Here is a 26958-nt window from a genome sequence, read left to right on the forward strand (position 1 = left end):
CCATTCCCCTTCCTTATACTTCTATAATTTTTCCTTCCAATTCCCTGCACTTAAAATACTCCGGATGCTCAGGGGTTGCATATATTAATGTATTTTCTTTGTACTCACCAGGCCAGGATACGATAAGGTTAAACCGCTTACTAAGTTGCTCGAGCAATCGGACTGGATGTTGCTTTAACTGTTTGTCAAATAAAATTTCGATATTTCCTAACCAAAGTATGGGTGCACTATAGCTACTAAGGTGATCGTTAAGTACTTCCCCTACTTTCAAAGGGTAGTTCGCTTTAGGAAGTTCCTGCAATTTTTCACTTACTAACAAACTAACATTCACATACGGAATGGTAAGAGCATTCGCAAGTTTTTTATCTTCAGCTGTTGCAAGCCCAACAATAAAAAGAAGCTTGTTCCAACGTGATTCCAAAGTCTCGATTTCAGCTACAATTTTTTGGAGGGTCATAGCATCGCACCTTCCATTATACAAAATTTTATCCATTCTAATAAAAGAATTTGATTATTATTTTGTAAGTATTGCTATTTTACTAAAACGGGATTGCGAAATTTGTCACATTTTGCAAAATGATATATTAAAATTAAATTTCATCAAAAGTTTATGCATACCCTTTTTCCTCATCCCCTCTTCTAAGCACATGCATCATTGAAGAGAAGGTAACATTACCCTCCAACCACCTCAAACACCGAACGAATGCCCATTTTTTCGTACAGTTTTAGTTTGGTTTCGTGTTGTTGTTGCTGTAGTTGTTTGATTTGTTGGTCAAGCCGCTCTTGCTCTTGGAGATAGGATTTCATCATCTCCTGTTGCTCGCTTAAAGGTAACATTGGAACCGGAATGTCTTCTAAGTCTTTTATGCTTAAAATCGTTACGTTCGTTCCTACTTGCTTGCTTAGCAACAAATATTGCCCAACCGGACTTTCTAAAAACGTTTTTAAATAAAGCGGATCGATCGTTTTGTTTAAGCGAATGCCGATAAAGTTATGAGAAATCAACACTTTTCCTTCGTGCGGTGGGATGACCGCTACTTTTATTCCCATGCCGCGACTGGAAATAATGACATCGCCTTCTTGAACAAGATATGATTCGATTTTTGCATTGTTCTTAATTTCGTAGGAGGCGAGTTGCTCGATTAATAGTTCGCCGTTTTGGACATCTGATAATTTAATGACTTTATATTCCCCATTTTCCGTTTCCGCATCTTTCGCGGAAATGTTGATGCCGCGATAAAACGTGCCAAGCTGCTTTAACGGCTGTACTTGCGTCGATTGTTTGATTCGTTCAAGATGGAATTTGACTTTTCCATACGGCTCGATTTCCAATTCGCTGTGTTGCAAATATCGGCTACTTAGTAAATTCGTTTCTTGAATGTCTTGCACCATAACAAATCGGCTTATTTCCTCGATTTCTAGCCCGTTGTGGTAGATTTCCGCAATTTTACGAACGTGCTCTTCCCCGAGATACTTTCTTCTTCTCCCTCCTTCTGCGTACTCGTTTTCTGCGTTAATAAACAACACCTTGCCTTTTCTTTCGGCGGCTTTGTTTTTATTTAACACAAGTAAATTCGTTTGAACAGCCGGGTTGCCCAGCGGTACTGGCAAGGCAATGACTGCTTCAATGACGTCCGCAGCTAATAAATGTTCTCGTATCACCGCTTCAGGGCCGCCTCTAAACAGCGTTCCATTCGGGACAACAAGAACAGCTTTTCCCGTTTCATTTAACGAAGATAAGGCGTGTAATACAAACGCCATGTCGGCACTTGTTCGCGGCAACTTCCCGTATACAAAGCGATGGAACGGATCATGGATAATCGCTTCATAGTTCGTCATTTTCATCCCAAATGGGAAGTCCATCATCACATAATCAAATTTTTTCAGCATATTCCCTTCGACAAACGCTGGTTGTGTCAATGTATCCCCTTGCGCTAACTGAGCGTCTGTGCGGCCGTGAAATAGTAAGCGTAATTTCCCAAGCGCCCACGCTTGCGGATGCATTTCTTGGCCATATAGCGAAATGTCTAGATCGTTTTGCAAAGCGTAGTGGTGGGCTGCACATAATGTTCCAGCCAATCCAAACGTCCCGTCATAAAAACTTCCGCTTTGCATCTGCAACATTCGGATGCCAAGTTCATTGACGCTGCTAGGTGTGGAAACGACGCCTGTTGCATATGTATCCATATGACTGACACGTGCGAACAACACCTCCACAAATTCCGTCCATTGCTCTTTCGATAGGGCGAGCGAATGAATCCGGGAGAACAGACGATACAATGTGCTGTCGCTGAACGGAATGGACGAATAAAGTGGTTCGTAAACCCCTTTTAAAAAAGGAATTCGTCCCTCTAATTCATTTAACATCGCTTTTAATTTTTCCGCTAAAAACGCACCTTCTTTTAAAAGAAACTCTAACGTAAGGGTAGTGGGCAGATTGTACTGTTCTTTATGTAATTCTAAAAATTTGACGCTTGCTACGGATGTAATTATTTGGAGTGAATCACTGACAGTCGCCTCTTCCCGTAGCATCTCAAACAATGAAAATAATTCCTGTTCGTAGTTCATAAAGTAGACACCTCATAATTATTTTTAGTTAGTAATGCTATTATCTTTTGTAGATAACCGCTGTTAAAATAAACTCTATACAAAATATACATCAACAAAGAATAAGTAGTCAACACTTTTTTAGTAATCAAATTACTCATTATAAATAATAATGGGACAGCGCTAGCAGCACCGTCCCCCTACTTCCCCTCACCCCTCCTCTCAAAGTACACATGCAACCGATATTCGCAAATCTGTTGCGTCCAATCGTATAGCATGTGTTCGTCTTCCGGTGCGATGGAGAAGGTGAGCGAGAAGACGTTATTTTCAAACGAAAGAAGTCCGTTGGAACTGCCGCTCCATTTCGTCATCGGCATTTTGGCGATGAGTTTGGCGACTTTTTGCTCATCGTATTGCCATAAGCGCTTCGTTTCTCCGTCAGAGAAATCGATGCGCTTTCGGTATTCTTTTTCCGTCAAGTATTGATGGAAAAACGGTGCGGCTTCGGCTGGCGTGATCGGTGAATGCCAGCGTGATGGTCCGCGGTTTAACATCGCCTGCAAGACGACCATTTTGTAGCTTTTTGTCATCACTGTTCGCTCAACTTCCGTAAGCCAAGCTTCGTATTTCAAAAACACTTCTTTTTCCCGCTCGGACAATTCGTCCGCCCAGTAAAGAAAGCCGACGTACGATTTGAATTCGTCCCTGTATTCTTTTGCTTCACTTCGTCCATGCAAATGAAGTTCCAAGTACGTCGGACGGTGGCCGAGCTGTTGTTTTACGTCGTAGTAGTCTACTAATAACTTTTCTTTGCGTGGTTGGCGTTTTCTGCGCATTTCTTCTAATAAGTGAACGACGCGAACATCAAAATCGACAACACATCCGTCAGGGGTAACGGGAATCACAGACTTTTGTTTTTTTCTCTCTTCTTTTTGCGTATCAAATAAGGCGAGTTTCACATCGGCGTTGCGATAGTTTCCGATTAAATCGATAATGACACAATACTGTTTGGCTGGATGGAGACGCAAGCCACGCCCGACTTGTTGGGTGAAAATCGTTAATGACTCGGTCGGACGGACGAATAATAGCGTATCAACCGCTGGAATATCGACGCCTTCGTTAAATAAATCGACGGTGAAAATCGCGTCTAATTCGCCTTTTTCGAGTAGTTCAATCGCTTTCGTGCGCGTAATATGTACTTGTTTCGAATGTAAGCTCACCGTACGGTAGCCATGTTCGTTAAAATAATTGGCCAAAAAATCCGCTTGGCGAATGGAAGAACAAAACACGAGCGTTTTCGTTTGCTTATATTTCTCCCAAGCTCGCAAAATATTTTCTGCCATTTCTGTGCGCAACTGCGCCTGTAACAATTGTTCTTCATCGTAGCGGTTGCCGCGCCAAGCGATTTTCGTATAATCTGTATCGTCATATACGCCATAATAGTGAAATGGCGCAAGCCACCCACGCTGTACCGCTTCGATAAAATCAATGCGGTACGCCACATTTCCGTCGCAAAGCGCGTATACGTCTTTATAGTCGTTGCGATCAGGCGTCGCGGTAATGCCAAGTAAAAATTTCGGTTGGAAATAAGAAAGCACACGCTCGTATGACTTCGCGGCGGCATGGTGAAATTCGTCAATCACAATAAGGTCAAATGCGTCTTTTGCAAACGTAGTTAAATGTTTTTTCATGCTTAGCGTAAAAATAGACGCAAACACGACGTCGGCTTGTCCTTCTTTCACTTTGCCATCATAAATACCGAACGTCTTATCCGAAAGCACTTGCGCAAACGAACGCTTCGCCTGATGTAAAATTTCTTCGCGGTGCGCTACAAATAACACTCTTTGAAACTTTCGGGCAAAAAAAGCAGCCAAGTACGTTTTCCCTAATCCTGTTGCCATGACGACCATCGCACGATCATAACCTTCTTCGTATGTAGCCTCTAGCTGAGCAAGCGCTTCTACTTGCGCAAAGCGTGGCTGAATGGTCCCATATGAAGCCCTTTCATCATAAATCATTTCCGTTTCTTCTTTCTTTGTCGTTGGAAGCATCAACTCTACTTCCTCTAGCTTCGTCCATTGTCGTACGAGATTTGTATGACGTTGATGATAATCGTCATATTGTTGTTCATATTGCTTTAACGTTTCGGCGTTTACTTGTACCGTTTGTTCGGCGTAAAAAAGCGTTAAAAATTCATTCATTACTTCGGCAAAGACGTTTTCTTCCACGCATTTAGGCACGCCAATATTCCATTCTACACCGCTCGTCAACGCTGAACGGGATAAATTCGATGAACCGATAATAAAATATCCATTATTTTGATTTTCAAATAAATACGCTTTCGGGTGAAAGGAAATACCGTTACTTTTCCATAACCGAACTTCAATATTCGGATGGATCGCTATAAGTTGACGTAAAGCTTCTGGTTGTGTGACATATAAATAATCGCCCGCACAAATTTTAATATCGGCTCCCCGCTCCGCTGCACGTTGGAGCGGTTCTTTTATGACCTCCACGCCCGACTTCATCACAAACGACGTTAAAATATAAATTGTTGAAGATGTTTCGATATACTCGTTTAGCTTTTCGATCAAATGACGTTTAATAAACTCGACTTTACTCATCGTGTACCTCAATTAAGAAAATTTTCTCTTTAAAACCTCCTCGCTTTTCCGCTTTCGATGCACGAACCGCTTCGACTTGTTCGATCGTTGCCCCGTGACATTCAGCAAGCGCATGAATAATTTCCAATAAATCGGCTAGCTCTTCCACCGCTGTAACATCATCTGAGGCATTCATATATTCTTCTAGTTCCTCAAACGCTTTTTTTCGCAGTTCTTGGCGATATTCCTCATCACTTAATGTTCGCGTTGTAAATGACTTCCCTGCTTCCTCAATAATTTTTGGAATCAAATCCCGAACGAGTTTATTATAAACAGGCATCGTATCCTCTCCTCTACTTTTTCTTCATCTGTTACATATTTTACTAGAATTTTTTCATATATAAAAGAATCATCACAGAAAAGGAAAAACCGAGGATTTCTCCCTCGGTTTTCAATATTTCCCCTCCAACAACTCCCGCAATTCTTTCACATATTCCTCTGAACCGGTGACGATCATGCGGTCGCCCATGCGCATTTCGGTGTCGCCGTGTGGGACGATCGATTCGTGACCGCGGAAAATGCGGACGATGATACAATCGCCGAGAAATGGGAATTGGCGGAGAAGCACACCGTGATAAGCCAAGTTGTTCATTTCGATTTCGTGAAGTGCGATATCTCGTTGTGTTAACATATGGACGACGTTTGGTGACTCGATAAGTGCCTTTAACATCGCACCTGCTGAGAGGGCGAGGGAAATTGTTTCAACGTCTATGCTTTTTAGTTGTTGAACAACCGATGGTGACTCTGCGAAGGCGATGACGCGCGGGGTTCCTTGCTCTTTTGCCCACGTCGCGATTTGGGCGTTCGTCTGTTCGTTACCTGTTAAAACGACGACAACGTCAGCTGTTAGTGCCTCATGTGCTTGTAACGTTTCGAATGAATAATCATCGATATCGACAATTGGGAAAATGTGTTCCGTTTGTTCAATTTTGTCTTGGCGGATATGGTATAGCGTTGTTTCATATTCATCCGGAGACAAATCACGAACAGCTGCAAGCGTAAATTGATTTGTACCAATCAATTTGACCATCTTTTTTCGTTCTTCTTTTTCCACGCGATACAGCTTTTTAAACATAATCGGTGAAACGACGCTCGTGAGCACAGCGACTAAAATCAAGGCGCCTTTCATATTTTCGTCAATCATCCCCATTCGCTCTGCGATCGTTGCCGCTGCGATAACAAGCGACAAAGTAGAAACGAGTAGAAACCCTGCCGCAAGCGTTGTATTGCGATCATACCAAATGCGCAACATGTATACCGGAACGACTTTCGAAACGACAAGTGCGACAAATAAAAGTGGAATAAGCAATAAAATATCGAATTGCGTAAACAATGGGCGAAGATCTAAATTGACACCGACCATTACAAAGAAAATTGGGATAAAAAAGCCGTAACCGAACGAATCGAGTTTATGAACAAAATCTTGATTCGGTGCCAATAAAGAAACGAGAACACCGGCAAGAAACGCCCCTAAAATATTTTCCGCACCAAGCGTTTCCGATAGCGCGACGAGAACGATAATCAACGCAAATACAGCGCGCGTGCCAATTTGAATCGTCCCTTTTGCCATCGTTTCGATAAACGAACGCTTTTTAAAATATTTACCTGCAAAGTAAAAAATAACACCAACAAGAAACAATCCAAGCAACAACCATACATTTCCGTGACTCGGATCATGCATCGATACAAATACAGCTAAAAGAACCATTGTTGCTAAGTCCGCAATAACCGCAATTAATAAAATCGTTTGTCCAATCGTTGTTTTCATGAGTTGGGCATCTTTGAGAGTTGGAACGACAACACCAAGCGAGATCGTTGAAATAATGAGCGTCATTAAAAAGGCGTTATCGATATAACCGAGCCAAACAAATATGTAAGAAAGACCGAGCGACACAAGAAAAATGCCGACAAATACGATGGAAGCGACGAAAAACGCATTTGGCTCTTTTTCTTCCTTCCCCTTCTTTTTGTTCGCAAAGGCAGAAAAATCGATTTCTAACCCACTTAAAAACATTAAAAACAAAAATCCTAATGTCGATAACGTCTCTAACCACATATCTTGTTCAACTATATTGAATCCTGTTTTCCCGATGACCACTCCTACAATAATTTCCGCTACAACGCCAGGAATCATATGCAGGCGAAAACGGTGCAATAAAAGTGGCGTAAGGAAAGCGGCAACAATAACGATAACTAATGATGAAAGCGATGCATGCATCCTTCATTCCCCCTTCCAATCTTTTCACCCATTATATAAGTTTGTGAGCAAAGTTACAATTTTTTCGCATAAACGGGGCAACATAAGAAAAAAGAAAGTCCTGCGGTAATATGTCAAGGTGAAAAATCATCGAAATTGGAAATTCGATTGTCCGATGACCCGAAAAAAGGCAATACTTAAGAAGCCCAGTCTTGTCTTATGTCATTAACTGGGTTTTAATGCAAAATCAGTTAGATCGATACCCCTATCGATCTTCCCCCTTTCTTGGCGTGTAGATTTGACCGTTGCGTAGCAGCGCATCGATCACACGCACGAGTTTTCGAGCGGTGAGGACGAGGGCTCGTTTGTGTTGGTGCTTTGGTACTTCCTCATACTTCTTCCGGTAATAGGTGCGAAACGACGCATCATGCCGTTGTACCGAGTTGGCAGCCTCCACTAGGTAGTAACGGAGATAGCGATTGCCGGAACGAATGAGGGAAGTCTCCTCGGCTTGGAACCGACCGGACTGGTGCTTAGACCAAGTCAAACCTGCATACTTTGCTAAGGCGGCTTGGTTGTCAAAGCGCTCGATTTGTCCAATTTCGGCTAAGATGCCAGCGGCGTAGACCGGACCAATGCCGGGAATCGTTTGTAACGTATTTGGGATGCCTTCCAAATGGCGAGTAATCGCTTTATCTAGCTCTTTAATTTGCGCTTGAAGGCTACGGATGGATTGAATCGATAGCCCTAAAAGCAAGTCGATGGAATCCTCGACACATTTGGAAAGCCGATACGACGAACGAGCCGCCTTTTGAATGGACTTGGCGATGCATTCCGGATCGGCAAAGCGATTGCGTCCTTTTTGGCGCAAGAAGTCAGCGAGCTGTTGCACGTCCATCTGACTGATTTCGTCTAAGCTAAACGACTCGAGAAGAAGCTCTAAGATGGCATGTCCGAACACGGAGCTGTCCACCTCTTGGGTAAAGGAACTGCACTTGTAAAACAAGTGTTGGAGGAAGTACTGCTTTTCCCGAGTCAGCTGATGGACGAGATGATAGCGCATGCGCGTGAGCCGTTGAAGGGCGATAAACTGTTCTTGCATGACAGCTGTCACTTTCAAACGGCCAAAGCGAAGCCGATCGGCGATGATCCACGCATCGATGCCGTCCGTTTTATCCAAGTCAGTGTACGCTTCTTTAAATTTGCGAATGAGCTTTGGATTGATGGTAAACACCTTGACATTCCAAGACTTCAGCTCCTCCTGTTGGTGGAAAAACATCGCTGGATGCCAGCTGTAGACCGAAGTGGCTTCCATCCCGATGAGAATTTCGGATGGTTGGAGCTTGTTGGCCCACAGGAGGATTTGATCGCGAAGGAAGGTCGCGCCAAGGAGATGATTGTCCACCTTGAATTGGGCGCACGTGTTTCCTTCTTGATCCATGATACACGTGTATAAGTCCGTTGAGCTCACGTCAATCCCGACGTAGAGTTTCATGAGATCACCTCCAATCGTAGTAGGATCGTGGGGTTGGGACTCTTCGGGATGCCCCCGGACCGCGCCTGTTGACCAGTCACCCTCGCATATGAGAACTCACGTTGGGCCATGGGCTGCCTGGAAGCTGCTCCTTCCAGCATGGGAAACCAACGGGAACAGCCTGCGGGTTAGAAGTCCGAACAGGAGCCGGGGAGACAGACTTTCTAAGTAGTCAAAGCTACAGGAGAGAGAAGAGTGTCCCCGATGATCCTAAGACCATTATCCAAGAACATCGCGAAAAGTCCAACCCCGATGTAGTGCCATCCACGGGGGAGGGGCGCGCCCCTCCCCCGTGGGCAAATCACTTACACATATGCGATTGTCAAGGAGCATATCCAACTGGAAATTCGATTTAAAAATCTTTCTAAACATACTATACGAGGAAGATATATGATGAAACTGCACGGATTTAACAACTTAACGAAATCGCTTAGCTTTAATATGTACGATATTTGTTACACGACAAGCGCAAGCGAACGGGAAGCGTATATTGCATACATTGACGAAGTGTATAATGCGGAACGGTTGACGAATATTTTAAAAAACGTGGCGGATATGATTGGAGCGCACATTTTGAATATCGCCAAGCAAGATTATGTTCCTCAAGGGGCTAGCGTCACAATGCTTATATCAGAAGGACCGATTGAAGTGCCAAAAGAACAACCGCCTGTGCCACAAGCGGTCGTTTGTGCGCTCGATAAAAGTCATATTACCGTGCATACATATCCCGAATATCATCCGAACGATGGAATTAGCACGTTTCGGGCTGATATTGATGTTGCCACGTGTGGAGAAATTTCGCCGTTAAAGGCGCTTGATTATTTAATTCGTTCATTTGAAACCGATATTATGATTATCGACTATCGTGTGCGCGGATTTACACGCGATATTTCTGGGAAAAAGTTATTTATTGATCACGATATTACATCGATTCAAAACTACATTCCTAACGACATTTGCAAACAATACGATATGATTGACGTGAACGTGTATCAAGAACATATTTTCCATACGAAGTGCAAATTGCGTGAGTTTGATTTAGATAGCTATTTGTTTGAGCTGTCAAAAGATGAACTGACAAAAGAAGAAGTAGATACGATTACACATAAATTGCGCATCGAAATGGATGAAATTTTTTACGGAAAAAATATGACACCACCTAAGTGATGTCAATAAAAATGCAATGATATGTTGCGCGAATCAGGCCTTGTTCCGAAAAACGTTGTTCATATTCATGCATCATTGTTTTGAATACAGATGGTCGTTGGCAATAGCGACCCGACGTGCTATTTGTTGCACCGATGTGACGAAGTGATAAGAAGAAGTCACGTACAGATGGAAAATATTCAACTTCAAACTGTTCGTGTCCACGCGCTCGAATATGCATAGCGAGCCACTCGGAAAACGTCGGAAACGATGGGCCGATGCGAAGCGGCTCGTCAATTTGTTGAATGGCGAGCGCATACGCAAATGAGGTGTGCAACTCGTGAAACGTTCGGTCGCCAAATGTTGAAAAAAGAAGTTGTCCTCTTTCGTTTCGTTGTTTGGCGAGTTTGGCGATCGTTTGTTTTGGAGTCATAAGCCATTGAAACGTCGCGTTAGAAATAATGAGATCGTACGTTTCATGTAACTCAGCTTCTTCAATGTCTGCGCATAGCCATGTAATTGGTGCATCATTTAGCCTTTGTTTCGCTTTTTCAATCATGCCTGGAGCGATATCAACTGCTGTAAGTTTTGCCTGCGGATAAGCGTCATGTAACAGTTTCGTTAAATATCCCGTACCACAGCCAATTTCTAAAATCGTTTTAGGTGGATGATCGATGCGTTTTATTAATTCATGGGCCATCTTTTTTTGGACGTTCGCAAACTGATCGTATGTCGTTGCTCGTTCGCTAAATCGTTTTTGCATCAATTGTTTATCAATCATTTTTTTCACCGCCTAACCACGTTTGAATGTAATGGGCACACATGCTTGGCTGTGTGACGTGCGGGGCGTGCCCGACATTTGGCATAAGCATGAACGTACAATGATTGGTTCGTTCATATACATATTGAGCGGCTTGCGGTGGACAAATGCGATCACGCTCTCCATGAATGAGTAGGAGTGGTACATCGATTTGTTGTAACTGATCCCGTACGTCTGTCGTTAATAAGTAATCTAATCCTAGCAACAAGTCTGGGATATGATGATGCATATAACGGAACGGTTGCGCTTCTTCCTCGCCCCATAACATATCAATAAATGATTGTATTGTTTTTTCCGGTTGGCGCATTAATTGTGTCTTCATTCGTTCCACAACGCGTGCATGCCAGCCGATCGGATAATCGTCTGTCATCGTAAACCGGCTCGTCCCTCCGATGCATACGAGCGCTTGCACATGTTCATGCATAGCGAGCTGTAAAGCAACGAGCGAGCCAAGCGACCAACCGATCACAATCGACGGGACGGTTAAAGCGTCTTTTGCTTTCGCTAAAAAATGATTAACATCATGCATATGCTCCCATGCGACGACGGTAACATGGCTTGGCTGAAGAGCTTGAATAAGCGGGGTAAACACTTCTCCTTTCATTCCCCATCCCGGCAATAACAATATGTTCATACGATCAGCCCCATTTCTTTTCCGACTGCGGTAATTTCAGCAAGCGCCCAATCGAGTTGCTCTTTTGTCATCGTCGCCATAAGTGAGAAACGAAGGCGCGCCGTGCCGTCTGGTACCGTTGGTGGACGAATCGCAACCGCAACAATGCCACGTTCACGCAAGCGGACGCTAAAAGCAAGCGCTCGTTCGTTATCGCCAACGATAATTGGCACAATATGCGTCGTGCTTTGACCAATATCGAATCCCGCCTGTTGCAGATGCGTGCGAAAATAATCACTTAACGCATGTAAATGATGGCGCAATGATCGTTCTTGTTGTACGATCTCAATAGCTGTACAAATGGTGCCGAGCACGCTTGGAGGTAATGCGGTTGTGAAAATAAATGGACGCATCGTATTAATGAAATAATCAATAACGACTCGCTTTCCCGCCACATATGCCCCGTATGCACCGAGCGCTTTACTGAACGTTCCCATATGTACGTCAATCTGTTCAGCAATCTCGTGTTCGTGAGCCATTCCTTGCCCTTTTTCTCCATATATACCGCTCGCATGTGCTTCATCAACGACAAGCATCGCACCGTATGTTTCTTTTAACGCGACGAGTTCGCGTAGCGGGGCAACGTCCCCGTCCATGCTGAAAATCGTGTCCGTCACAATAATTTTTCGTTTATGTCTTTCGGCTTTTTTTAATAGCGTTTCTAAATGATCCACGTCCGCATGGCGATAGCGTTTCACTTCCGCTCGGCTTAAAATCGCACCATCTACAATGCTGGCATGGTTCCATTTATCGCTAAAAATGACCGCATCCCGTCCTGCTAGGGAAGAAAGAATGCCGACGTTTGCTGTGTATCCGCTATTGACGATGAGTGCAGCTTCACACCCTTTCCAACGAACGAGCGCATCTTCTGCTTGTTCATATAGCGGATGGTTGCCAACAACAAGGCGTGAAGCCGTTGCTCCTACACCGTATCGTCTTGTGGCTTCCATGCTAGCGTGAATAAGCCGTTCGTCATGTGCAAAACCTAAATAGTTATTCGATGAAAAATTAAATAAGTGACGGCCATCGATATGTATAAAACATCCGTCGCTTTCTGCCTGAATCAACGTTCGTTTTTGCGCTTTTTCCGCAAGTTGTTCGATATGTATTTGCAATTCCTCCCACAACATACCTCTCCCCTTTTTGTAAACCTATAAAAAAATAAAAGTTTACATTTATCGTATCATACGTTTATTTCTTTTTCCATAATAAATAAACAAAATAAGGAGCACCGATGATCGACACGATGACACCAGCAGGGAGGCCATCTGGTTCAATTAAATTGCGCCCAATCGTATCAGCAAGCAACAATAACGCACCACCCATCAGCATCGTCACAGGTAAACTTAACTCGTTTCGAGGACCAACAAGCGCCCGAGCAATATGTGGGGCCATTAAACCGACAAATGCGATACCGCCGGTGACGGAAACGGCCGATGCGGCAAGCGCCACCGCCGTCAATAGTAAAACGAGTCGTTCACGATCGAGCGATACGCCGATGCCAATGGCCACAGGATCATTCAATTGCAAAGCATTCAAGCGATGAGCTTTATATAAAACGAACGGAACGAGAATGATGAGCCACGGCAACAATGCGAGAACGAACGCCCAATCGAGCCCCCAAATACCTCCGGCTAACCATTTTGCAATAAAATCGACTCTCGTACGATCGGCTCCTGAAATAAGAACGATCATCAATCCCGAAAACGCCGTAGCAAAACCGATTCCAATTAACACGAGCCGAATCGGTTGAAGTCCTATTTGTTTATTGTACGACAACGTATAGATGAGAATCGCTGTAAGTAGCGCGCTGCAAAAAGCGACGAGCGGAATAAGGTAAGCAAATGATTGTGCTTGAATCGGAACAAATAAAAAGAACAAGGCGACACCAACACCTGCGCCCGCATTTATACCGATAACACCTGGATCGGCTAAGTCATTGCGCATCACAACTTGTAAAATGGCACCAGACAACGCTAATGCCACACCTGCAAGCAACGTAATAACGATGCGTGGCAAACGAATCGAAAACAAAATGAATTGCTCTTTAAACGTCCCGTCACCTAAAAGCACCGGAATGAGACGGTCGAAAGATAAAGAAGAATAGCCTGTTCCCATGCTGATGATCGTTATGAAGCAGATGAATATGAAAAGAACGAGCAAAATTATACGCTGTTTTTTTCGTAGCGGTGCAATCATAATCCTTTTTCCCCCTTACGCACGATGAAAAGAAAAAATGGAAGCCCCATGACAGCCACAACCGCGACGACGGGTGTTTCATATGGTGCGTGAATCATTCGTGCGACTGTATCGGCAAATAACATAAATGTCGCACCGCCGATCGCACTCATTGGCAAAATAAATCGATAATCCGTTCCAACAAACGAACGGACAAGATGTGGAATCATTAAACCGACAAATGCTAAATTGCCAACGAGCGCAACGGACGCACCAGCTAGTACAATAACGATGAAAAAAAGAATCATTTTCACACGCGTCAGTTGTTGACCAAGTCCGACAGCTACTCCTTCACTCATGCTTAAAATCGTTAATTGTCGACTTTGCCAAAAAGCGATAAGCATAGCAAAACAAATAAAAGGGGTAACGATTTTTAATTCGTGCCATGTCGTTCCCATCATACCGCCAGCTGTCCACATCGATACATCTTTCGATACTTTATATATGAGACCTAATGCTTCTGAAACGGCGTATAAAAAAGTAGAAATGGCAGCGCCGGCTAGTACAATCCGAAACGGTGAAAATTGTTTGGCGCCAATGCCGAATACGAGCAAACCTCCGAACGCTGCCCCAACAAAGCAAGCAAATACAGTTTGAATATAGTTTGCAGCCGGGAAAAACGCAAACGTTGCTGCTAAAGCGGCATTTGCCCCTGCTGTCAGCCCGATGAGTCCTGGGTCGGCGAGTGGGTTGCGCGTCATGCCTTGCATAATGGCGCCAGCGACAGCCAAGGCTGCACCTACGACGACAGCTGCGAATTCACGTGGTAGGCGAACTTCGCGAATCATCATTGCCACTTTATTTGTCTCTGGTGCTGTGATCGCTAGCCAGACGTCTTTGATTGTCGTATCCGCCGCTCCGATCACAATGGCACAAACGAATGTCGTAATCAATAAAGTGAAAGCAAGTACAAATTTTTTCAGCATACGCATCCTCTCTTTTCTATTTACATAAAGAAAGAGGAATTCACGACGAACTCCTCTTTCTTTATATTACTCACCTAAAAAGTGCTTTTTGAAAAACTCAAGCTGATATTCTAGCGTAATTGGATCGTTAAAGTAAAATTCTTTTGCGTTTGCTTCAAAAACACGATTATTTTTTACAGCTGGAATATTTTTGTATGTTTCTGTTTCTGTAAATGAAAGATCGCCATCTGCATTTTTGCTGAAAATGAGATAATCTCCGGCAAATTGCGGAAGAACTTCAAGGGAAATCGCATAGTATCCGTCTTTTAACGCATGTTCTTCTACTGCTTTTGGCATTTTTAATTTCATTTCTTGATATAAAATTTCTGTGCCGCGGCCCCAGTTGTTTCCGAATACATACAGTTGTTTATCGAAGTTTTCAATGACCGAAACGGTTGCATTTTCACCAATTTTTGCGCGAATTTTTTCGCCAGCTTCTTGTGCCCGCTTTTTAAAGTCATCGATCCATTTTTTCGCTTCTTCTTCTTTATTTAATAACTTTCCAATTTCTAAATGTTGTGTTAAATAGTCTACTTTTCCGTAAGTATATGTGACAGTTGGAGCAATTTCTTTTAATTTATCTAAGTTTTTATTTGTTGACGCAGCGATAATTAAATCTGGCTCAAGTTCGATAATTTGTTCCAAACTTTCATCTGTTACTTCCTTTGCATCTTTTAAATATGGCTCATAACGAGGGTTCATTTTTGCCCAAGAATCAACACCAACAATTGGCACATCTAACGCCATCACACTACCTGCTAAAAATGACGATAAAACAACAACGCGCTTCGGATTCGTAGGCACTTCGACTGGGCCTGTTTCAGATTGATATGTCATTGTTTTTGGTTCGTTCTTTTCTTTTGCTTCCTTTTCTTGTTCTTTTTCTGCTGCTTGGTTACCGCACGCACTCAAGATGAGCACGAACAAAAGAAGAATGGACATCATTCGCTTCTTCAACATGTTCTGCATCTCCTTTTATTAAATGATATGTGATACACATCGGTTTGTTTGTTCGAGGGTCACGACCGATTTCCGCGTCAATATGAAACACTTTTCGTAATACATCTCGCGTCATCACTTGTTCGCACGTTCCTGCTTGAACAATTTTTCCGTCTTTCATCGCAATCATATAATCAGCAAACCGAGCCGCTTGATTTAAATCATGTAGCACCATGACGATCGTGCGTTGTTGTTCTAGGTTGAGACGCTGGAGTAATTCGAGCACTTCTAATTGATGAGCCATATCTAAATACGTTGTCGGTTCATCTAAAAAAATGATATCGGTCTCTTGCGCAAGCGCCATCGCAATCCAGACGCGTTGTCTTTGACCACCTGATAGCGAATCAACTGGACGGTGTTTAAATGCGATCGTTCCGGTCACTTCAAGCGCCCAATCGATGACTTCATAGTCGCGCTTCGTTAGCCGACCGAATCCTTTTTGGTATGGGAACCGTCCGTAAGAAACGAGCTCACCAACCGTCAATCCCCCCGGACTTTCTGGCGTTTGCGGCAAAATCGCCATTTTTTGTGCTAACAATTTCGTATGCTCTTGCGAAATTTGTTTTCCATCTAAAATGACCGCTCCTTCTTGATGACGAATAATGCGTGTCATCGCTTTTAACAACGTCGATTTCCCGCAACCGTTTGGTCCGATAATCGTCGTTATTTTTTCATCTGGAATATGTACAGTTAGTCGGTTGACAATGACACGCTCACCATATCCAACAGAAAGCTGTTCTGTATACAATCGCGGCATATATGTTTACCCCCTCGAACGCCAAGAAAACACATTGATATTGAGAATTAATATCAATACATATTTTAAATTACATCAATTGATTATCATTGTTTAAATTACATCAATTGATTATCATTGTCAATTATTTTTTTATGAAAAAACCAACTTCATTCTTCTAGAAGCTGGTTTTCGATGTATGTTGTCGCAAATGTAGAAGCAGAAACAGGTTTTCCGAGAACGTATCCTTGAATTTTATCGCATTGTAATGTGCGTAAAATATTGAATTGTTGCAGCGTTTCTACTCCTTCGACGATGACGCGTAGTTTTAAGTTTTGGGCAAGTACGAAAGGTATTGGATTTTAATCCAATACCTTTATTGTGTTTATGATTTTTCTTTTTGTCTCTTCTAAATTATTTTCTTCTTCAATGTTGGTTTCTCCATCTTCCGTAAAGAAATCTGCAAAGTTCTGTCCTTCATATCTTGGAACAATGTGCATATGAAAATGTGTTAATTCATCGAAAGCCCCACCGTTTTGACACACGGTAATTCCATCTGGATTAAACAACTTTTTTATAGCTTTGGAGATAATTCTTGATGCCTTAATTACTGAGTTTGCAGTATTTTCGTCAAGTTCATCAAAGTAACGAATATGTTTTTTAGGCAATATCAGAACGTGTCCTTCGTTGTATGGATTGTGGTCTAAGATGCAACATACATAATCGTCTTCGAATACCACATTAACAGCCTCTACTTTATTTGCTAAATTACAACCCAAACAGTTCATTTAGGTCCCCTCCCTTCCCCTCCCTTTTGAAACACATTATCTTTTGAAGAAAGCACGCCTAAAGAAACCATTACGGCTTCCTCCACTTTTCGCATTGCTTCTTCCGATAATTTCCCGATCTTTTTCCATAGTCGCGCTTTTGACACGGAACGAATATGTTCTGTCAACCTCCCACGAGACTAAAAGTGAGAATTTCCTGCTTCAACTGACTCCCCTAAAAAATACTTTCCAGAATTTAACCGAAAATCATGAAGGAAATTACCCCGATCTCCCCTGATTAAATGAATCTGGTGCAATGATAACTTTCATTTCGCAACAACCTTTTTCAATATATTTTTTCCGTCTTGGCGAACGAACAAAACAGTCATCGTTGTTCCACGTTCACATGAAAACGATTCATTCGTCGTCATTATTTCATAATCTCGATAAGGGGAGCGATACATATCAAATAAAAACGACGTTTCATTTACCCACTGAATAAAAATGATGTCGGCAAAATATTCTCCGTTGACGTACGAAAGTGCTGAACCGTCTTTTCGTTCCATTGAAATCAGTTTCTTTTCCCCTTCGATTTCGCAAAACGCCACCCCAACATCGTCACCGGCACAAAAGCCGATTATCGGCTCGTTCGTCGTAGTCGTAAACGTAAGCGTCTCTCCCTTCACTTGCACATCAACTGTTCGTTCATAAGCACGAATAAATATGCCTTCAACACAAAATAATTGTTGGTCACCACATTCCATAAGTCATTCCCTTTCTAGTTATGTTTCTTCCTTCATCATAATACAGACGAAAATGTTTTCACAACATCATCCGTTTTGTTAAAATGGTAGTATGCTTTACGATAAGGAGGTTTTGTTATGTTAGAAAAACAATTGGAAAAATACGCACAATTAGCTGTACGTGTTGGGGTTAACATTCAACCTGGACAAACGTTGTTTATTAACGCACCGCTACCGTCTGCCCCACTTGTGCGCGAAATTGCTAAAAAAGCGTACGAAGCGGGAGCAAAACATGTGCATGTCGAGTGGAGCGATGAAGAGATCACGTACATAAAATTTAAACACGCACCAGAAGAAGCGCTTCATGAATACCCGTCTTGGCTTGCGAAAGGGCGTGAGGAAGTCGCTGAAAAAGGTGGGGCGTTTTTAAGCATTTATGCACCGAATCCAGACTTATTAAAAGATATTGACCCTGCGCGTGTCGCAGCAGCAACGAAAGCAGCAAGCCTTGCGCTACAACATTATCGCAGTCGCCTAATGGCCGATCATAACTGTTGGTCGTTAATTGCTGTGCCGACGCCAGCATGGGCGAAAAAAGTATTTCCGAATATGAATGAAGACGAAGCGATCGCAAAATTATGGGACGTTATTTTCCAAGTGACACGCGTAGATCAAGACGATCCGATTGCGGCATGGAAAACGCATAACGAAAAATTAGCGCGCATTGTCGATTATTTAAACAATAAGCAATATAAACAGCTCATTTATGACGGGCCAGGAACAAATTTAACGGTGGAGCTTCCAGATGGACATATTTGGGCTGGTGGTGCTGCAAAAAGTACAGACGGCATCGTATTTAACCCAAATATGCCGACAGAAGAAGTGTTTACAATGCCACATAAAGATGGAACGAACGGCGTTGTGCGCAATACAAAACCGCTTAACTACGGTGGAAATATTATTGATGGCTTTACGCTTACATTTAAAGATGGAAAAGTCGTTGATTTTACAGCAGAAGTCGGTTACGATACATTGAAACATTTGCTTGATACAGACGAAGGCGCACGCCGACTAGGAGAAATTGCGCTCGTCCCGCATCGCTCCCCGATTTCTCAATCGAATCTTGTTTTTTATAATACGTTATTTGATGAAAATGCTGCCTCGCATTTAGCGCTTGGCAAAGCATATCCAACAAATATTGAAGGCGGAACGAATATGCGCACAGAGGAGTTGCTTGCACGTGGCGCGAACGATAGTTTAGTGCATGAAGATTTTATGATCGGTTCGCATGAATTAAACGTCGATGGGGTTACAAAAGACGGTGTGCGCGAACCGATTATGCGAAACGGTGAATGGGTCATTTCGATTTAAAAATGTTGCGGCGTTTGTCCGCAACATTTTTTTCGTTCGCATAGCTTGCAACAAATGAAGCGAAACAACAAGGACGAAATCGAACGGTCGTGTATAAAAAGGAATACTTGCATGAAACGTAAAACTATACGACAATAAAAGTAAAAACAATTAAAGTCCTGCGGTAATATGTCAAGGTGAAAAATCATCGAAATTGGAAATTCGATTGTCCGATGACCCGAAAAAAGGCAATACTTAAGAAGCCCAGTCTTGTCTTATGTCATTAACTGGGTTTTAATGCAAAATCAGTTAGATCGATACCCCTATCGATCTTCCCCCTTTCTTGGCGTGTAGATTTGACCGTTGCGTAGCAGCGCATCGATCACACGCACGAGTTTTCGAGCGGTGAGGACGAGGGCTCGTTTGTGTTGGTGCTTTGGTACTTCCTCATACTTCTTCCGGTAATAGGTGCGAAACGACGCATCATGCCGTTGTACCGAGTTGGCAGCCTCCACTAGGTAGTAACGGAGATAGCGATTGCCGGAACGAATGAGGGAAGTCTCCTCGGCTTGGAACCGACCGGACTGGTGCTTAGACCAAGTCAAACCTGCATACTTTGCTAAGGCGGCTTGGTTGTCAAAGCGCTCGATTTGTCCAATTTCGGCTAAGATGCCAGCGGCGTAGACCGGACCAATGCCGGGAATCGTTTGTAACGTATTTGGGATGCCTTCCAAATGGCGAGTAATCGCTTTATCTAGCTCTTTAATTTGCGCTTGAAGGCTACGGATGGATTGAATCGATAGCCCTAAAAGCAAGTCGATGGAATCCTCGACACATTTGGAAAGCCGATACGACGAACGAGCCGCCTTTTGAATGGACTTGGCGATGCATTCCGGATCGGCAAAGCGATTGCGTCCTTTTTGGCGCAAGAAGTCAGCGAGCTGTTGCACGTCCATCTGACTGATTTCGTCTAAGCTAAACGACTCGAGAAGAAGCTCTAAGATGGCATGTCCGAACACGGAGCTGTCCACCTCTTGGGTAAAGGAACTGCACTTGTAAAACAAGTGTTGGAGGAAGTACTGCTTTTCCCGAGTCAGCTGATGGACGAGATGATAGCGCATGCGCGTGAGCCGTTGAAGGGCGATAAACTGTTCTTGCATGACAGCTGTCACTTTCAAACGGCCAAAGCGAAGCCGATCGGCGATGATCCACGCATCGATGCCGTCCGTTTTATCCAAGTCAGTGTACGCTTCTTTAAATTTGCGAATGAGCTTTGGATTGATGGTAAACACCTTGACATTCCAAGACTTCAGCTCCTCCTGTTGGTGGAAAAACATCGCTGGATGCCAGCTGTAGACCGAAGTGGCTTCCATCCCGATGAGAATTTCGGATGGTTGGAGCTTGTTGGCCCACAGGAGGATTTGATCGCGAAGGAAGGTCGCGCCAAGGAGATGATTGTCCACCTTGAATTGGGCGCACGTGTTTCCTTCTTGATCCATGATACACGTGTATAAGTCCGTTGAGCTCACGTCAATCCCGACGTAGAGTTTCATGAGATCACCTCCAATCGTAGTAGGATCGTGGGGTTGGGACTCTTCGGGATGCCCCCGGACCGCGCCTGTTGACCAGTCACCCTCGCATATGAGAACTCACGTTGGGCCATGGGCTGCCTGGAAGCTGCTCCTTCCAGCATGGGAAACCAACGGGAACAGCCTGCGGGTTAGAAGTCCGAACAGGAGCCGGGGAGACAGACTTTCTAAGTAGTCAAAGCTACAGGAGAGAGAAGAGTGTCCCCGATGATCCTAAGACCATTATCCAAGAACATCGCGAAAAGTCCAACCCCGATGTAGTGCCATCCACGGGGGAGGGGCGCGCCCCTCCCCCGTGGGCAAATCACTTACACATATGCGATTGTCAAGGAGCATATCCAACTGGAAATTCGATTTAAAAATCTTTCTAAACATACTATACGAGGAGCGACAAATATGAAACAACGGTCGAAGTTACTTATTAGCATCGTTGCGGCTGTTACATTGCTTTCCGCTTGCAACGAACAAACAACTGCGCCAGCAAAACAGCCTATTGAAAATAAAGAGCAAAAAAAACAAGCACCGGCACCGCTTGAATTGACACCTGTTGAAAGTACAAATCAACCGTTTACGATTTCATTATTACCGAAGTTTAGTTTAGAGGCAGAAGAGCCAGGAAAAGATGTCGTCATGCATGAAAGTGAGCAAGAGCAATGGATGCGCATTGAACTTTTGCCAAAAGAGGCGAAAGAGCAAATGGAAACGTACGCAAAAGAACGGGCTATGGCTGTCTCTGAGGAAGCTACTCCGTTTGAAGGGACATTGCCGTTTGAAGATGCTATTGTATACGAAGCATCTGTCGATAATAGTGTCGTATATATTATTGGCGTAACAGAAGATGCACCGATGTTTTTAACGGTGTTTACGAAAAAAGAAGATAATTGGCTTGATACGTTTATGACGATGGCGAAAACGATTCAACGAACCGAAACGGAAACGAGTGAACAACCGAACGAATCATTTTTCACATACAAAAGTAGCAATCAGCCGTTTCAAGCAAACATTTTAAACGGTTATCAAGCCGAAGCGGTCGAACCGGGCAAAGATATGATTTTTCTCGACGAAGAAAAAGCATCGATGACAGTAGAACTTATTGATGATGGTGCGGACTGGTCGTTAATCGAGGAACAAGCAGAACAGTACGTAAAGGCAAGCAGTAAAGACGGCACAGTCGAAAAAGTAACGTGGACAAAAGGAACGCTTTTAAACGGAGCGGACGTATATAAAAGTGCCATTACAGATGGAGAAGTGTATGTATTTGTTGTAAAGAGCGGAACGCCGATGCGACTCACCATTTTCGTTCAGCAAGCTGATGGGTTAGATCCGTTTTTGCAAATGGCAGAAACGATTAAACGTATTGACTGAGGAGGGTTTTCATGGAGCTATTAGAAGCATATCGATCATTATGGTCACACCGTTCGTTGCCTGCCACAGAAAACAATGCAGAAACTGTCCTATACGATGCGATTCGCCGCGATTTATTAGATGAAATGACACATCCTCGTTTGAGAAAATCGCCTTACGAAAAATTTTCATTGGCGCTCAAGCGCATTGCGTCATCATCGCTCGATGCGAAACAACAATACGAACTCGTCCGTTTATACGTACAACAGCTTGAAAACTTGCCTTCCCGCTAAGGCAAGTTTTTTTGTATAACATCTCGTCATTTGCACAAAATATGTAGCGAATATAATACGAGGAGGTTTTTCGATGGATCCGTTTCGTTCATTAGATGTGATGCGACGAGATGTAGAACGTATGTTTTCTAGCTTTCCTTCCCTTTTTTCGCACGTAGATGGTGTGTTTCGTATGCCTCGCGTCGATGTGCATGAAAATGAAAAAGAAATGATTGTGACGTGCGACATTCCGGGGCTAGAGCGAAAAGAAGACGTCGATATTCATATCGATCATCAAACGTTATCGATTAGCGGACACGTGCGCAGACAACACGACGTACACGATGAACATATGCATCGGCAAGAGCGGTTTTATGGGCGGTTTCATCGTACCATTCCTCTTCCCTCCCCTGCCGCACATGAACATGTTCAAGCATCATATAAAAATGGTGTACTTGAAATTCGTATCCCGAAAGCGCAGGCTGATGAGAAAAAACGAATTGACGTACAATTTCATTGACACCGGCACGATCGCCGGTGTTTTTTTGAAACTTTTATGCGGTTCACACGTATGTATGCATGGGGTGAAAGAAATGGATGACAAATCGTTTTTAATCGAGCAACTTCATCTTATTGAACAATGGGAAAAAGAACAAAAGCGCATTTGGTTTTGGGAAAAAATAAGCCGTTTGCCTTTTGCTTTACTTGATCGATTGACCCCGGCGTGGATACATAAAAAAATGGCGCAATTGCTTGATGAGCTTGGCCAATATATTCAAACAGGCGGACAATATTTAGTAAATAAAGAAGCCGTTTTATCAACGTTTTATGGAGTGCCAACGCTACACGCTGTTCGTTCGATTCCTTTACAACGGATGAATGAAGCGTGTGAAACATTAATTGCGAAACGTAAAACGTTTGCGATGTATCAAGGGGCAACGACAGGATTGGGTGGAGCGTTTACGTTGCTTCTCGATATTGCTGTCGTTTTAGGCACCGCTTTAAAAACGTTGCAAGAAATTGCGATCGTATACGGATTTGATCCACATGAGAAAGAAGAACGATTGTTTATCGTCAAATGTTTACAATTTGCGCTTGCTGACGTCGTTGGCAAGCAAGCGATATTAAATGAATGGACAGCAAAAAATGAACGACAAACGATGTCACAATTACAAGGATGGCGCGAAATCGTTTGGGCGTTTCGCGACCAGTACGGTTGGAAAAAGTTGTTTCAATCCGTTCCGATTGTAGGAATGTTATTTGGAGCATGGACAAATCAAACGATGATTCACGACATTGCTGAAGCAGGTGCAATGTTTTATCGTAAACGACGCATTATAGAAAGGTTGGAAGAAATAGAAAAGGCGGGATCCCCCGCCTAACGTTACGCTTCATCACAAGGAATGACGGCATCATGAAGCGCCATGTTTACTTGTTGTTCATATCGGTTTCGTTCTTCTTCTGTCCAATGAAAATATGACTGCATAAGTGCAATGACGGCTTCTTTTAGCTGGCGAACCGCAGCGATGTCAAAAAAGAGGGCCCCTGTGCGACGAATGAAAAAGTCAAGCGGCGTAACGGTCATTTCGTGTTCGAGCGCATAGATGCACATCACATACCAATCCAGCGGTAGCGATACGTTATTAGGATCATACGTACGAGCTAATGCAAATAAACGATCAACATTCGTACCGTATCGCTGCACGAGCTGTTTTGCTTCTTTTTCTGTAAACCCGTAAGCAAGCCCTTCAGCTACTTTTTCGGATAGAAACGTATGCCACCGGCTCGCACCACCGACGTCTCCACCAGAAATTGGTAAATGTTTCGTTCGGCAAGGCGGATACGCCCCATCTAACTGTTTAGCAATAAGGTCAACAACCGTTTCCGCCATTTTGCGATAGCCAGTTAACTTTCCTCCCGCAATCGTAATGAGACCAGACGGGGATTGCCAAACTTCGTCTTTGCGGGAAATTTCAGACGGATCTTTCCCTTCTTCATAAATGAGCGGACGAATTCCAGCCCAGCTTGATTCAATTTGTTGTTCCGTCAAACGAACGGACGGAAACATGTAATGAATGGCACGTAATAAATAGTCGCGATCTTCACGCGTCATTTTCGGATGAGCGCGGTCTCCTTCGTAAAACGTATCTGTTGTTCCCACGTACGTTTTTCCTTCACGCGGAATCGCAAATACCATCCGACCGTCAGGCGTATCAAAATATACCGCTTGCTTAAGCGGAAAATGTGCTTGGTCGATGACGATGTGTACGCCTTTTGTTAAACGCAATTTTTTTCCGACATTTGAGCCGTCTTTTTCACGCAGTACATCGACCCATGGACCTGCTGCATTCACTATTTTTTTCGCATAGATCGTAAATGTTTTTCCTGTCGTTTGCTCGCGACACATCACGCCATGGATGCGCCCGTTTTTATCGTACAAAAACGACTCCGCCTTCACGTAGTTGACAGCATGCGCCCCGCATTCTACTGCTTTTTTAATAACTTCAATCGTCAAACGTGCATCATCTGTGCGATACTCAACATAATACCCACCACCGAGCAGTCCATCTTGTTTAATTAATGGTTCTTTTTGTAACGTTTCATGCGCCGATAACATCGTTCGCCGCTCTTCTTTTTTAACGCGTGCTAAATGATCGTACACCCATAATCCAATCGACGTGCTCCATTTCCCGAACGTGCCGCCGCGATGAATCGGCAATAACATCCATTCCGGCGTCGTCACATGCGGACCGTTTTCATATACGATGGCTCGCTCTTTCCCGACTTCTGCAACCATTTTCACTTCAAACTGTTTTAAATAACGTAATCCTCCATGAACGAGCTTCGTTGAACGGCTCGATGTTCCAGCGGCGAAATCTTGCATCTCAATCAATGCTGTTTTCATGCCGCGCGTCGCTGCATCGAGCGCAATGCCACAGCCGGTAATTCCCCCGCCAATAATCAGCACATCGTACGTCGTTTGGCTCATTTCTTCTATCATTTGCAGTCGTCTTTTTGCCGAAAACATCATCATTCCCCCTTGTAAAACAAAAAGAGACCAAGACAAGCACAATAAGTTTCGCTTATTATGCATGTATGGTCTCTCTTCGTCTCTTGACATGTATGAACTTTAATTTCATTGTATCATATGTGCGGAAAAAGGCAACTGTTTTGCACAAAAAGCCATTTGATGGCTGAACGTGGTTTACATAGGCTAATATTCATTCCTTTTTCTTTATATTTGTTGACGATTTTTTCCACATTTGGTCGTTCATTTTTCCCTCGTTTTCTTTGCATACACTCTCTTCCTTTCTCATCTCTTTTACATATTTACGCCCATCACCTATAAAAAGTTTCGCGCACGATTTACTTTTTTCCTGCATATATTACGAACAAACGTATATGAACGGGCGACAAAATCGATTTTTCTTCCTTATCCTGTGAGTGAATCAGACACTCAAGCATCATTTCAAGACGGCAAACTGATCATTCGTCTTCCGCAACGAAAAACATTTATTCCAATCGAATAAATGCACGAAAAAACGCAAACGTTACAATTTAAACGTTTGCGTTAATCCTTTTACAAGACCGCTCATCTGGTTCATCACTTGCACCGCCTGCCCCATCGTATTCATCATTTTTGTGATATCATACGTTCCCTCTTTTGTTTTAAACTGCTCAAGCAAGCTTGGCGGTTTCGGGGCAGGAATGAATGGAGACATCGGCGGTACAAAAGGAGAAGCCGCTGGCGGAGCGAATGGAGACATCGATGGTACAACAGGCGGAACGACTGGCTGAGCTGGAAACAACACCGGTTGAGAATAGTATGGATAATAGTTCACTGGTGGAATATGTGGCATTTGCATCGTAGGCCACGATTGATACATATGTTTTCATCTCCTTTCATTACATCGTATTCGCTTGAAGTAAAATGGTTCGTGACTAATCATGTCAATCGATGTCGGAATTCTCAATTTTTTGAATTTAACATGTCGTCTTTTTTTATGTTATGATAAGTGTAAAAGGGGGAGGGCATAATTATGACAATTGTTGAATTAAAAAACAAATTTATCGCAATGAAACAATATGAACCGATCGATGCAAACGAACTGCTTGACTTTGCGCGCCAACTTTATTTGCGCAACGAATTGCCGCTTGGCATGTATCGTCATCTTGTACGCGATTTAGAGGCGCTTGGGGCATACAAACCCGATGACGAACGAGTCGTGCAATATTCGGGAAGCATTGAATGATTTATCCCCTCTTGTGCCATGCTAAGTCAACAACCCAATGACTAAAGTCATGGGCTTGTAAGCCCCATGTTGACCAGACCAAGGCTTGAAACAGAGCCTACGTTATAGATGTCATGACACGT

The 26958-nt window shown here is 43.4% G+C and carries 28 protein-coding genes; 7 read left to right on the top strand and 21 right to left on the bottom strand.

Going from position 1 to position 26958, the window contains the following annotated elements; all coding sequences use genetic code 11:
• Positions 1-13: 13 nt before the first annotated feature.
• From brxF to NST18_RS08150, 6 genes are all read right to left on the bottom strand, one after another.
• Positions 14-493, bottom strand: a complete 480-nt coding sequence (gene brxF, locus NST18_RS08125; protein ID WP_340721344.1) for a BREX-3 system P-loop-containing protein BrxF — start codon at positions 491-493, stop codon at positions 14-16.
• 179 nt (positions 494-672) lie between these two features.
• Positions 673-2568 (bottom strand): N-6 DNA methylase, encoded by a 1896-nt coding sequence (locus NST18_RS08130; protein ID WP_340721345.1) that lies wholly within the window; start codon positions 2566-2568, stop codon positions 673-675.
• A gap of 179 nt (positions 2569-2747) precedes the next feature.
• Positions 2748-5171, bottom strand: a complete 2424-nt coding sequence (locus NST18_RS08135) for a DEAD/DEAH box helicase family protein (protein ID WP_340721346.1) — start codon at positions 5169-5171, stop codon at positions 2748-2750.
• Positions 5164-5490: a nucleoside triphosphate pyrophosphohydrolase gene (locus NST18_RS08140; protein ID WP_064220559.1), complete on the bottom strand. Its 327-nt coding sequence runs from the start codon at positions 5488-5490 to the stop codon at positions 5164-5166. The genes NST18_RS08135 and NST18_RS08140 overlap by 8 nt, the downstream gene beginning before the upstream one ends.
• Positions 5491-5601: 111 nt before the next feature.
• A complete protein-coding gene (locus tag NST18_RS08145) occupies positions 5602-7428 on the bottom strand; it encodes a monovalent cation:proton antiporter family protein (protein WP_064220560.1) in 1827 nt (608 codons plus the stop codon).
• Between the two features lie 244 nt (positions 7429-7672).
• Entirely contained in the window at positions 7673-8902 is a 1230-nt protein-coding gene (locus tag NST18_RS08150) for an IS110 family transposase (protein WP_064214420.1), read from the bottom strand.
• Positions 8903-9334: 432 nt separating this feature from the next.
• On the opposite strand from NST18_RS08150, the gene speD reads away from it, so the two are divergent.
• On the top strand, positions 9335-10108 hold the full coding sequence (speD, locus tag NST18_RS08155; protein WP_064214384.1) for an adenosylmethionine decarboxylase: 774 nt from the start codon (positions 9335-9337) through the stop codon (positions 10106-10108).
• Here the strand turns inward: speD and bioC are convergent.
• The 11 genes from bioC to NST18_RS08205 form a co-directional block, all read right to left on the bottom strand.
• Positions 10101-10868: a malonyl-ACP O-methyltransferase BioC gene (gene bioC / locus NST18_RS08160; protein ID WP_004889989.1), complete on the bottom strand. Its 768-nt coding sequence runs from the start codon at positions 10866-10868 to the stop codon at positions 10101-10103. The two genes, speD and bioC, sit on opposite strands and share 8 nt — an antisense overlap.
• Positions 10861-11541, bottom strand: a complete 681-nt coding sequence (locus NST18_RS08165) for an alpha/beta fold hydrolase (RefSeq protein WP_064220561.1) — start codon at positions 11539-11541, stop codon at positions 10861-10863. Before NST18_RS08165 ends, bioC begins: the two co-directional genes overlap by 8 nt.
• Positions 11538-12710: an 8-amino-7-oxononanoate synthase gene (gene bioF / locus NST18_RS08170; RefSeq protein WP_064214298.1), complete on the bottom strand. Its 1173-nt coding sequence runs from the start codon at positions 12708-12710 to the stop codon at positions 11538-11540. Before bioF ends, NST18_RS08165 begins: the two co-directional genes overlap by 4 nt.
• Positions 12711-12771: 61 nt before the next feature.
• Positions 12772-13779, bottom strand: coding sequence for a FecCD family ABC transporter permease (locus NST18_RS08175; protein WP_004889976.1), 1008 nt, complete (start codon positions 13777-13779; stop codon positions 12772-12774).
• Positions 13776-14750: a FecCD family ABC transporter permease gene (locus tag NST18_RS08180; RefSeq protein WP_340721348.1), complete on the bottom strand. Its 975-nt coding sequence runs from the start codon at positions 14748-14750 to the stop codon at positions 13776-13778. Before NST18_RS08180 ends, NST18_RS08175 begins: the two co-directional genes overlap by 4 nt.
• 60 nt (positions 14751-14810) lie before the next feature.
• Positions 14811-15743 (bottom strand): iron-hydroxamate ABC transporter substrate-binding protein, encoded by a 933-nt coding sequence (locus tag NST18_RS08185; RefSeq protein ID WP_414429488.1) that lies wholly within the window; start codon positions 15741-15743, stop codon positions 14811-14813.
• Entirely contained in the window at positions 15679-16539 is an 861-nt protein-coding gene (locus NST18_RS08190) for an ABC transporter ATP-binding protein (RefSeq protein ID WP_340721349.1), read from the bottom strand. The genes NST18_RS08185 and NST18_RS08190 overlap by 65 nt, the downstream gene beginning before the upstream one ends.
• A 149-nt stretch (positions 16540-16688) precedes the next feature.
• On the bottom strand, positions 16689-16874 hold the full coding sequence (locus tag NST18_RS08195; protein ID WP_088223721.1) for an EAL domain-containing protein: 186 nt from the start codon (positions 16872-16874) through the stop codon (positions 16689-16691).
• Positions 16875-16880: 6 nt separating this feature from the next.
• On the bottom strand, positions 16881-17306 hold the full coding sequence (locus NST18_RS08200) for an HIT family protein (protein WP_035018600.1): 426 nt from the start codon (positions 17304-17306) through the stop codon (positions 16881-16883).
• Positions 17303-17473, bottom strand: a complete 171-nt coding sequence (locus tag NST18_RS15195; protein WP_081254048.1) for a type II toxin-antitoxin system PemK/MazF family toxin — start codon at positions 17471-17473, stop codon at positions 17303-17305. Before NST18_RS15195 ends, NST18_RS08200 begins: the two co-directional genes overlap by 4 nt.
• Positions 17474-17611: 138 nt before the next feature.
• Positions 17612-18049, bottom strand: coding sequence for a hypothetical protein (locus NST18_RS08205; RefSeq protein WP_004889966.1), 438 nt, complete (start codon positions 18047-18049; stop codon positions 17612-17614).
• A 117-nt stretch (positions 18050-18166) separates the two neighbouring features.
• Here NST18_RS08205 and NST18_RS08210 point away from each other — a divergent pair, with 117 nt between their 5' ends.
• Complete coding sequence (locus NST18_RS08210; protein WP_340721350.1) at positions 18167-19399, top strand: aminopeptidase; 1233 nt, start codon at positions 18167-18169, stop codon at positions 19397-19399.
• Between the two features lie 302 nt (positions 19400-19701).
• Here the strand turns inward: NST18_RS08210 and NST18_RS08215 are convergent, their stop codons facing one another.
• Positions 19702-20931, bottom strand: a complete 1230-nt coding sequence (locus NST18_RS08215; protein WP_064214420.1) for an IS110 family transposase — start codon at positions 20929-20931, stop codon at positions 19702-19704.
• Between the two features lie 432 nt (positions 20932-21363).
• Here NST18_RS08215 and NST18_RS08220 point away from each other — a divergent pair, with 432 nt between their 5' ends.
• The 4 genes from NST18_RS08220 (at position 21364) to NST18_RS08235 (ending at position 23965) form a co-directional block, all read left to right on the top strand.
• Positions 21364-22332, top strand: a complete 969-nt coding sequence (locus NST18_RS08220; protein ID WP_004889962.1) for a hypothetical protein — start codon at positions 21364-21366, stop codon at positions 22330-22332.
• Between the two features lie 11 nt (positions 22333-22343).
• Positions 22344-22604, top strand: a complete 261-nt coding sequence (locus tag NST18_RS08225; RefSeq protein WP_004889959.1) for a hypothetical protein — start codon at positions 22344-22346, stop codon at positions 22602-22604.
• A gap of 73 nt (positions 22605-22677) precedes the next feature.
• The gene (locus tag NST18_RS08230; RefSeq protein WP_004889956.1) at positions 22678-23103 is read left to right on the top strand and encodes an Hsp20/alpha crystallin family protein; all 426 of its coding nucleotides are present in this window, start codon (positions 22678-22680) and stop codon (positions 23101-23103) included.
• A gap of 73 nt (positions 23104-23176) precedes the next feature.
• The gene (locus NST18_RS08235) at positions 23177-23965 is read left to right on the top strand and encodes an EcsC family protein (protein WP_004889954.1); all 789 of its coding nucleotides are present in this window, start codon (positions 23177-23179) and stop codon (positions 23963-23965) included.
• 2 nt (positions 23966-23967) lie between these two features.
• Here the strand turns inward: NST18_RS08235 and NST18_RS08240 are convergent, their stop codons facing one another.
• The 3 genes from NST18_RS08240 to NST18_RS08250 form a co-directional block, all read right to left on the bottom strand.
• Positions 23968-25614: a glycerol-3-phosphate dehydrogenase/oxidase gene (locus NST18_RS08240; RefSeq protein WP_004889952.1), complete on the bottom strand. Its 1647-nt coding sequence runs from the start codon at positions 25612-25614 to the stop codon at positions 23968-23970.
• Positions 25615-25727: 113 nt separating this feature from the next.
• Positions 25728-25880: a hypothetical protein gene (locus NST18_RS08245; RefSeq protein ID WP_340721351.1), complete on the bottom strand. Its 153-nt coding sequence runs from the start codon at positions 25878-25880 to the stop codon at positions 25728-25730.
• Positions 25881-26134: 254 nt separating this feature from the next.
• Positions 26135-26470, bottom strand: a complete 336-nt coding sequence (locus NST18_RS08250) for a YppG family protein (RefSeq protein ID WP_004889947.1) — start codon at positions 26468-26470, stop codon at positions 26135-26137.
• A 153-nt stretch (positions 26471-26623) separates the two neighbouring features.
• On the opposite strand from NST18_RS08250, the gene NST18_RS08255 reads away from it, so the two are divergent.
• Positions 26624-26836, top strand: coding sequence for a YppF family protein (locus NST18_RS08255; protein WP_004889946.1), 213 nt, complete (start codon positions 26624-26626; stop codon positions 26834-26836).
• Positions 26837-26958 lie beyond the last annotated feature (122 nt).

Source organism: Anoxybacillus sp. FSL W8-0104 (genome assembly GCF_038004465.1).
GTDB lineage: Bacteria > Bacillota > Bacilli > Bacillales > Anoxybacillaceae > Anoxybacillus > Anoxybacillus flavithermus_G.

What these genes read in the sequence shown, in the direction of transcription:
- brxF (WP_340721344.1), bottom strand. Translation starts at nt 493, where the DNA reads ATGGATAAAATTTTGTATAATGGAAGGTGCGATGCTATGACCCTCCAA.
- NST18_RS08130 (WP_340721345.1), bottom strand. Translation starts at nt 2,568, where the DNA reads ATGAACTACGAACAGGAATTATTTTCATTGTTTGAGATGCTACGGGAA.
- NST18_RS08135 (WP_340721346.1), bottom strand. Translation starts at nt 5,171, where the DNA reads ATGAGTAAAGTCGAGTTTATTAAACGTCATTTGATCGAAAAGCTAAAC.
- NST18_RS08140 (WP_064220559.1), bottom strand. Translation starts at nt 5,490, where the DNA reads ATGCCTGTTTATAATAAACTCGTTCGGGATTTGATTCCAAAAATTATT.
- NST18_RS08145 (WP_064220560.1), bottom strand. Translation starts at nt 7,428, where the DNA reads ATGCATGCATCGCTTTCATCATTAGTTATCGTTATTGTTGCCGCTTTC.
- NST18_RS08150 (WP_064214420.1), bottom strand. Translation starts at nt 8,902, where the DNA reads ATGAAACTCTACGTCGGGATTGACGTGAGCTCAACGGACTTATACACG.
- speD (WP_064214384.1), top strand. Translation starts at nt 9,335, where the DNA reads ATGAAACTGCACGGATTTAACAACTTAACGAAATCGCTTAGCTTTAAT.
- bioC (WP_004889989.1), bottom strand. Translation starts at nt 10,868, where the DNA reads ATGATTGATAAACAATTGATGCAAAAACGATTTAGCGAACGAGCAACG.
- NST18_RS08165 (WP_064220561.1), bottom strand. Translation starts at nt 11,541, where the DNA reads ATGAACATATTGTTATTGCCGGGATGGGGAATGAAAGGAGAAGTGTTT.
- bioF (WP_064214298.1), bottom strand. Translation starts at nt 12,710, where the DNA reads ATGTTGTGGGAGGAATTGCAAATACATATCGAACAACTTGCGGAAAAA.
- NST18_RS08175 (WP_004889976.1), bottom strand. Translation starts at nt 13,779, where the DNA reads ATGATTGCACCGCTACGAAAAAAACAGCGTATAATTTTGCTCGTTCTT.
- NST18_RS08180 (WP_340721348.1), bottom strand. Translation starts at nt 14,750, where the DNA reads ATGCGTATGCTGAAAAAATTTGTACTTGCTTTCACTTTATTGATTACG.
- NST18_RS08185 (WP_414429488.1), bottom strand. Translation starts at nt 15,743, where the DNA reads ATGTTGAAGAAGCGAATGATGTCCATTCTTCTTTTGTTCGTGCTCATC.
- NST18_RS08190 (WP_340721349.1), bottom strand. Translation starts at nt 16,539, where the DNA reads ATGCCGCGATTGTATACAGAACAGCTTTCTGTTGGATATGGTGAGCGT.
- NST18_RS08200 (WP_035018600.1), bottom strand. Translation starts at nt 17,306, where the DNA reads ATGAACTGTTTGGGTTGTAATTTAGCAAATAAAGTAGAGGCTGTTAAT.
- NST18_RS08205 (WP_004889966.1), bottom strand. Translation starts at nt 18,049, where the DNA reads ATGGAATGTGGTGACCAACAATTATTTTGTGTTGAAGGCATATTTATT.
- NST18_RS08210 (WP_340721350.1), top strand. Translation starts at nt 18,167, where the DNA reads ATGTTAGAAAAACAATTGGAAAAATACGCACAATTAGCTGTACGTGTT.
- NST18_RS08215 (WP_064214420.1), bottom strand. Translation starts at nt 20,931, where the DNA reads ATGAAACTCTACGTCGGGATTGACGTGAGCTCAACGGACTTATACACG.
- NST18_RS08220 (WP_004889962.1), top strand. Translation starts at nt 21,364, where the DNA reads ATGAAACAACGGTCGAAGTTACTTATTAGCATCGTTGCGGCTGTTACA.
- NST18_RS08225 (WP_004889959.1), top strand. Translation starts at nt 22,344, where the DNA reads ATGGAGCTATTAGAAGCATATCGATCATTATGGTCACACCGTTCGTTG.
- NST18_RS08230 (WP_004889956.1), top strand. Translation starts at nt 22,678, where the DNA reads ATGGATCCGTTTCGTTCATTAGATGTGATGCGACGAGATGTAGAACGT.
- NST18_RS08235 (WP_004889954.1), top strand. Translation starts at nt 23,177, where the DNA reads ATGGATGACAAATCGTTTTTAATCGAGCAACTTCATCTTATTGAACAA.
- NST18_RS08240 (WP_004889952.1), bottom strand. Translation starts at nt 25,614, where the DNA reads ATGATGTTTTCGGCAAAAAGACGACTGCAAATGATAGAAGAAATGAGC.
- NST18_RS08245 (WP_340721351.1), bottom strand. Translation starts at nt 25,880, where the DNA reads ATGCAAAGAAAACGAGGGAAAAATGAACGACCAAATGTGGAAAAAATC.
- NST18_RS08250 (WP_004889947.1), bottom strand. Translation starts at nt 26,470, where the DNA reads ATGTATCAATCGTGGCCTACGATGCAAATGCCACATATTCCACCAGTG.
- NST18_RS08255 (WP_004889946.1), top strand. Translation starts at nt 26,624, where the DNA reads ATGACAATTGTTGAATTAAAAAACAAATTTATCGCAATGAAACAATAT.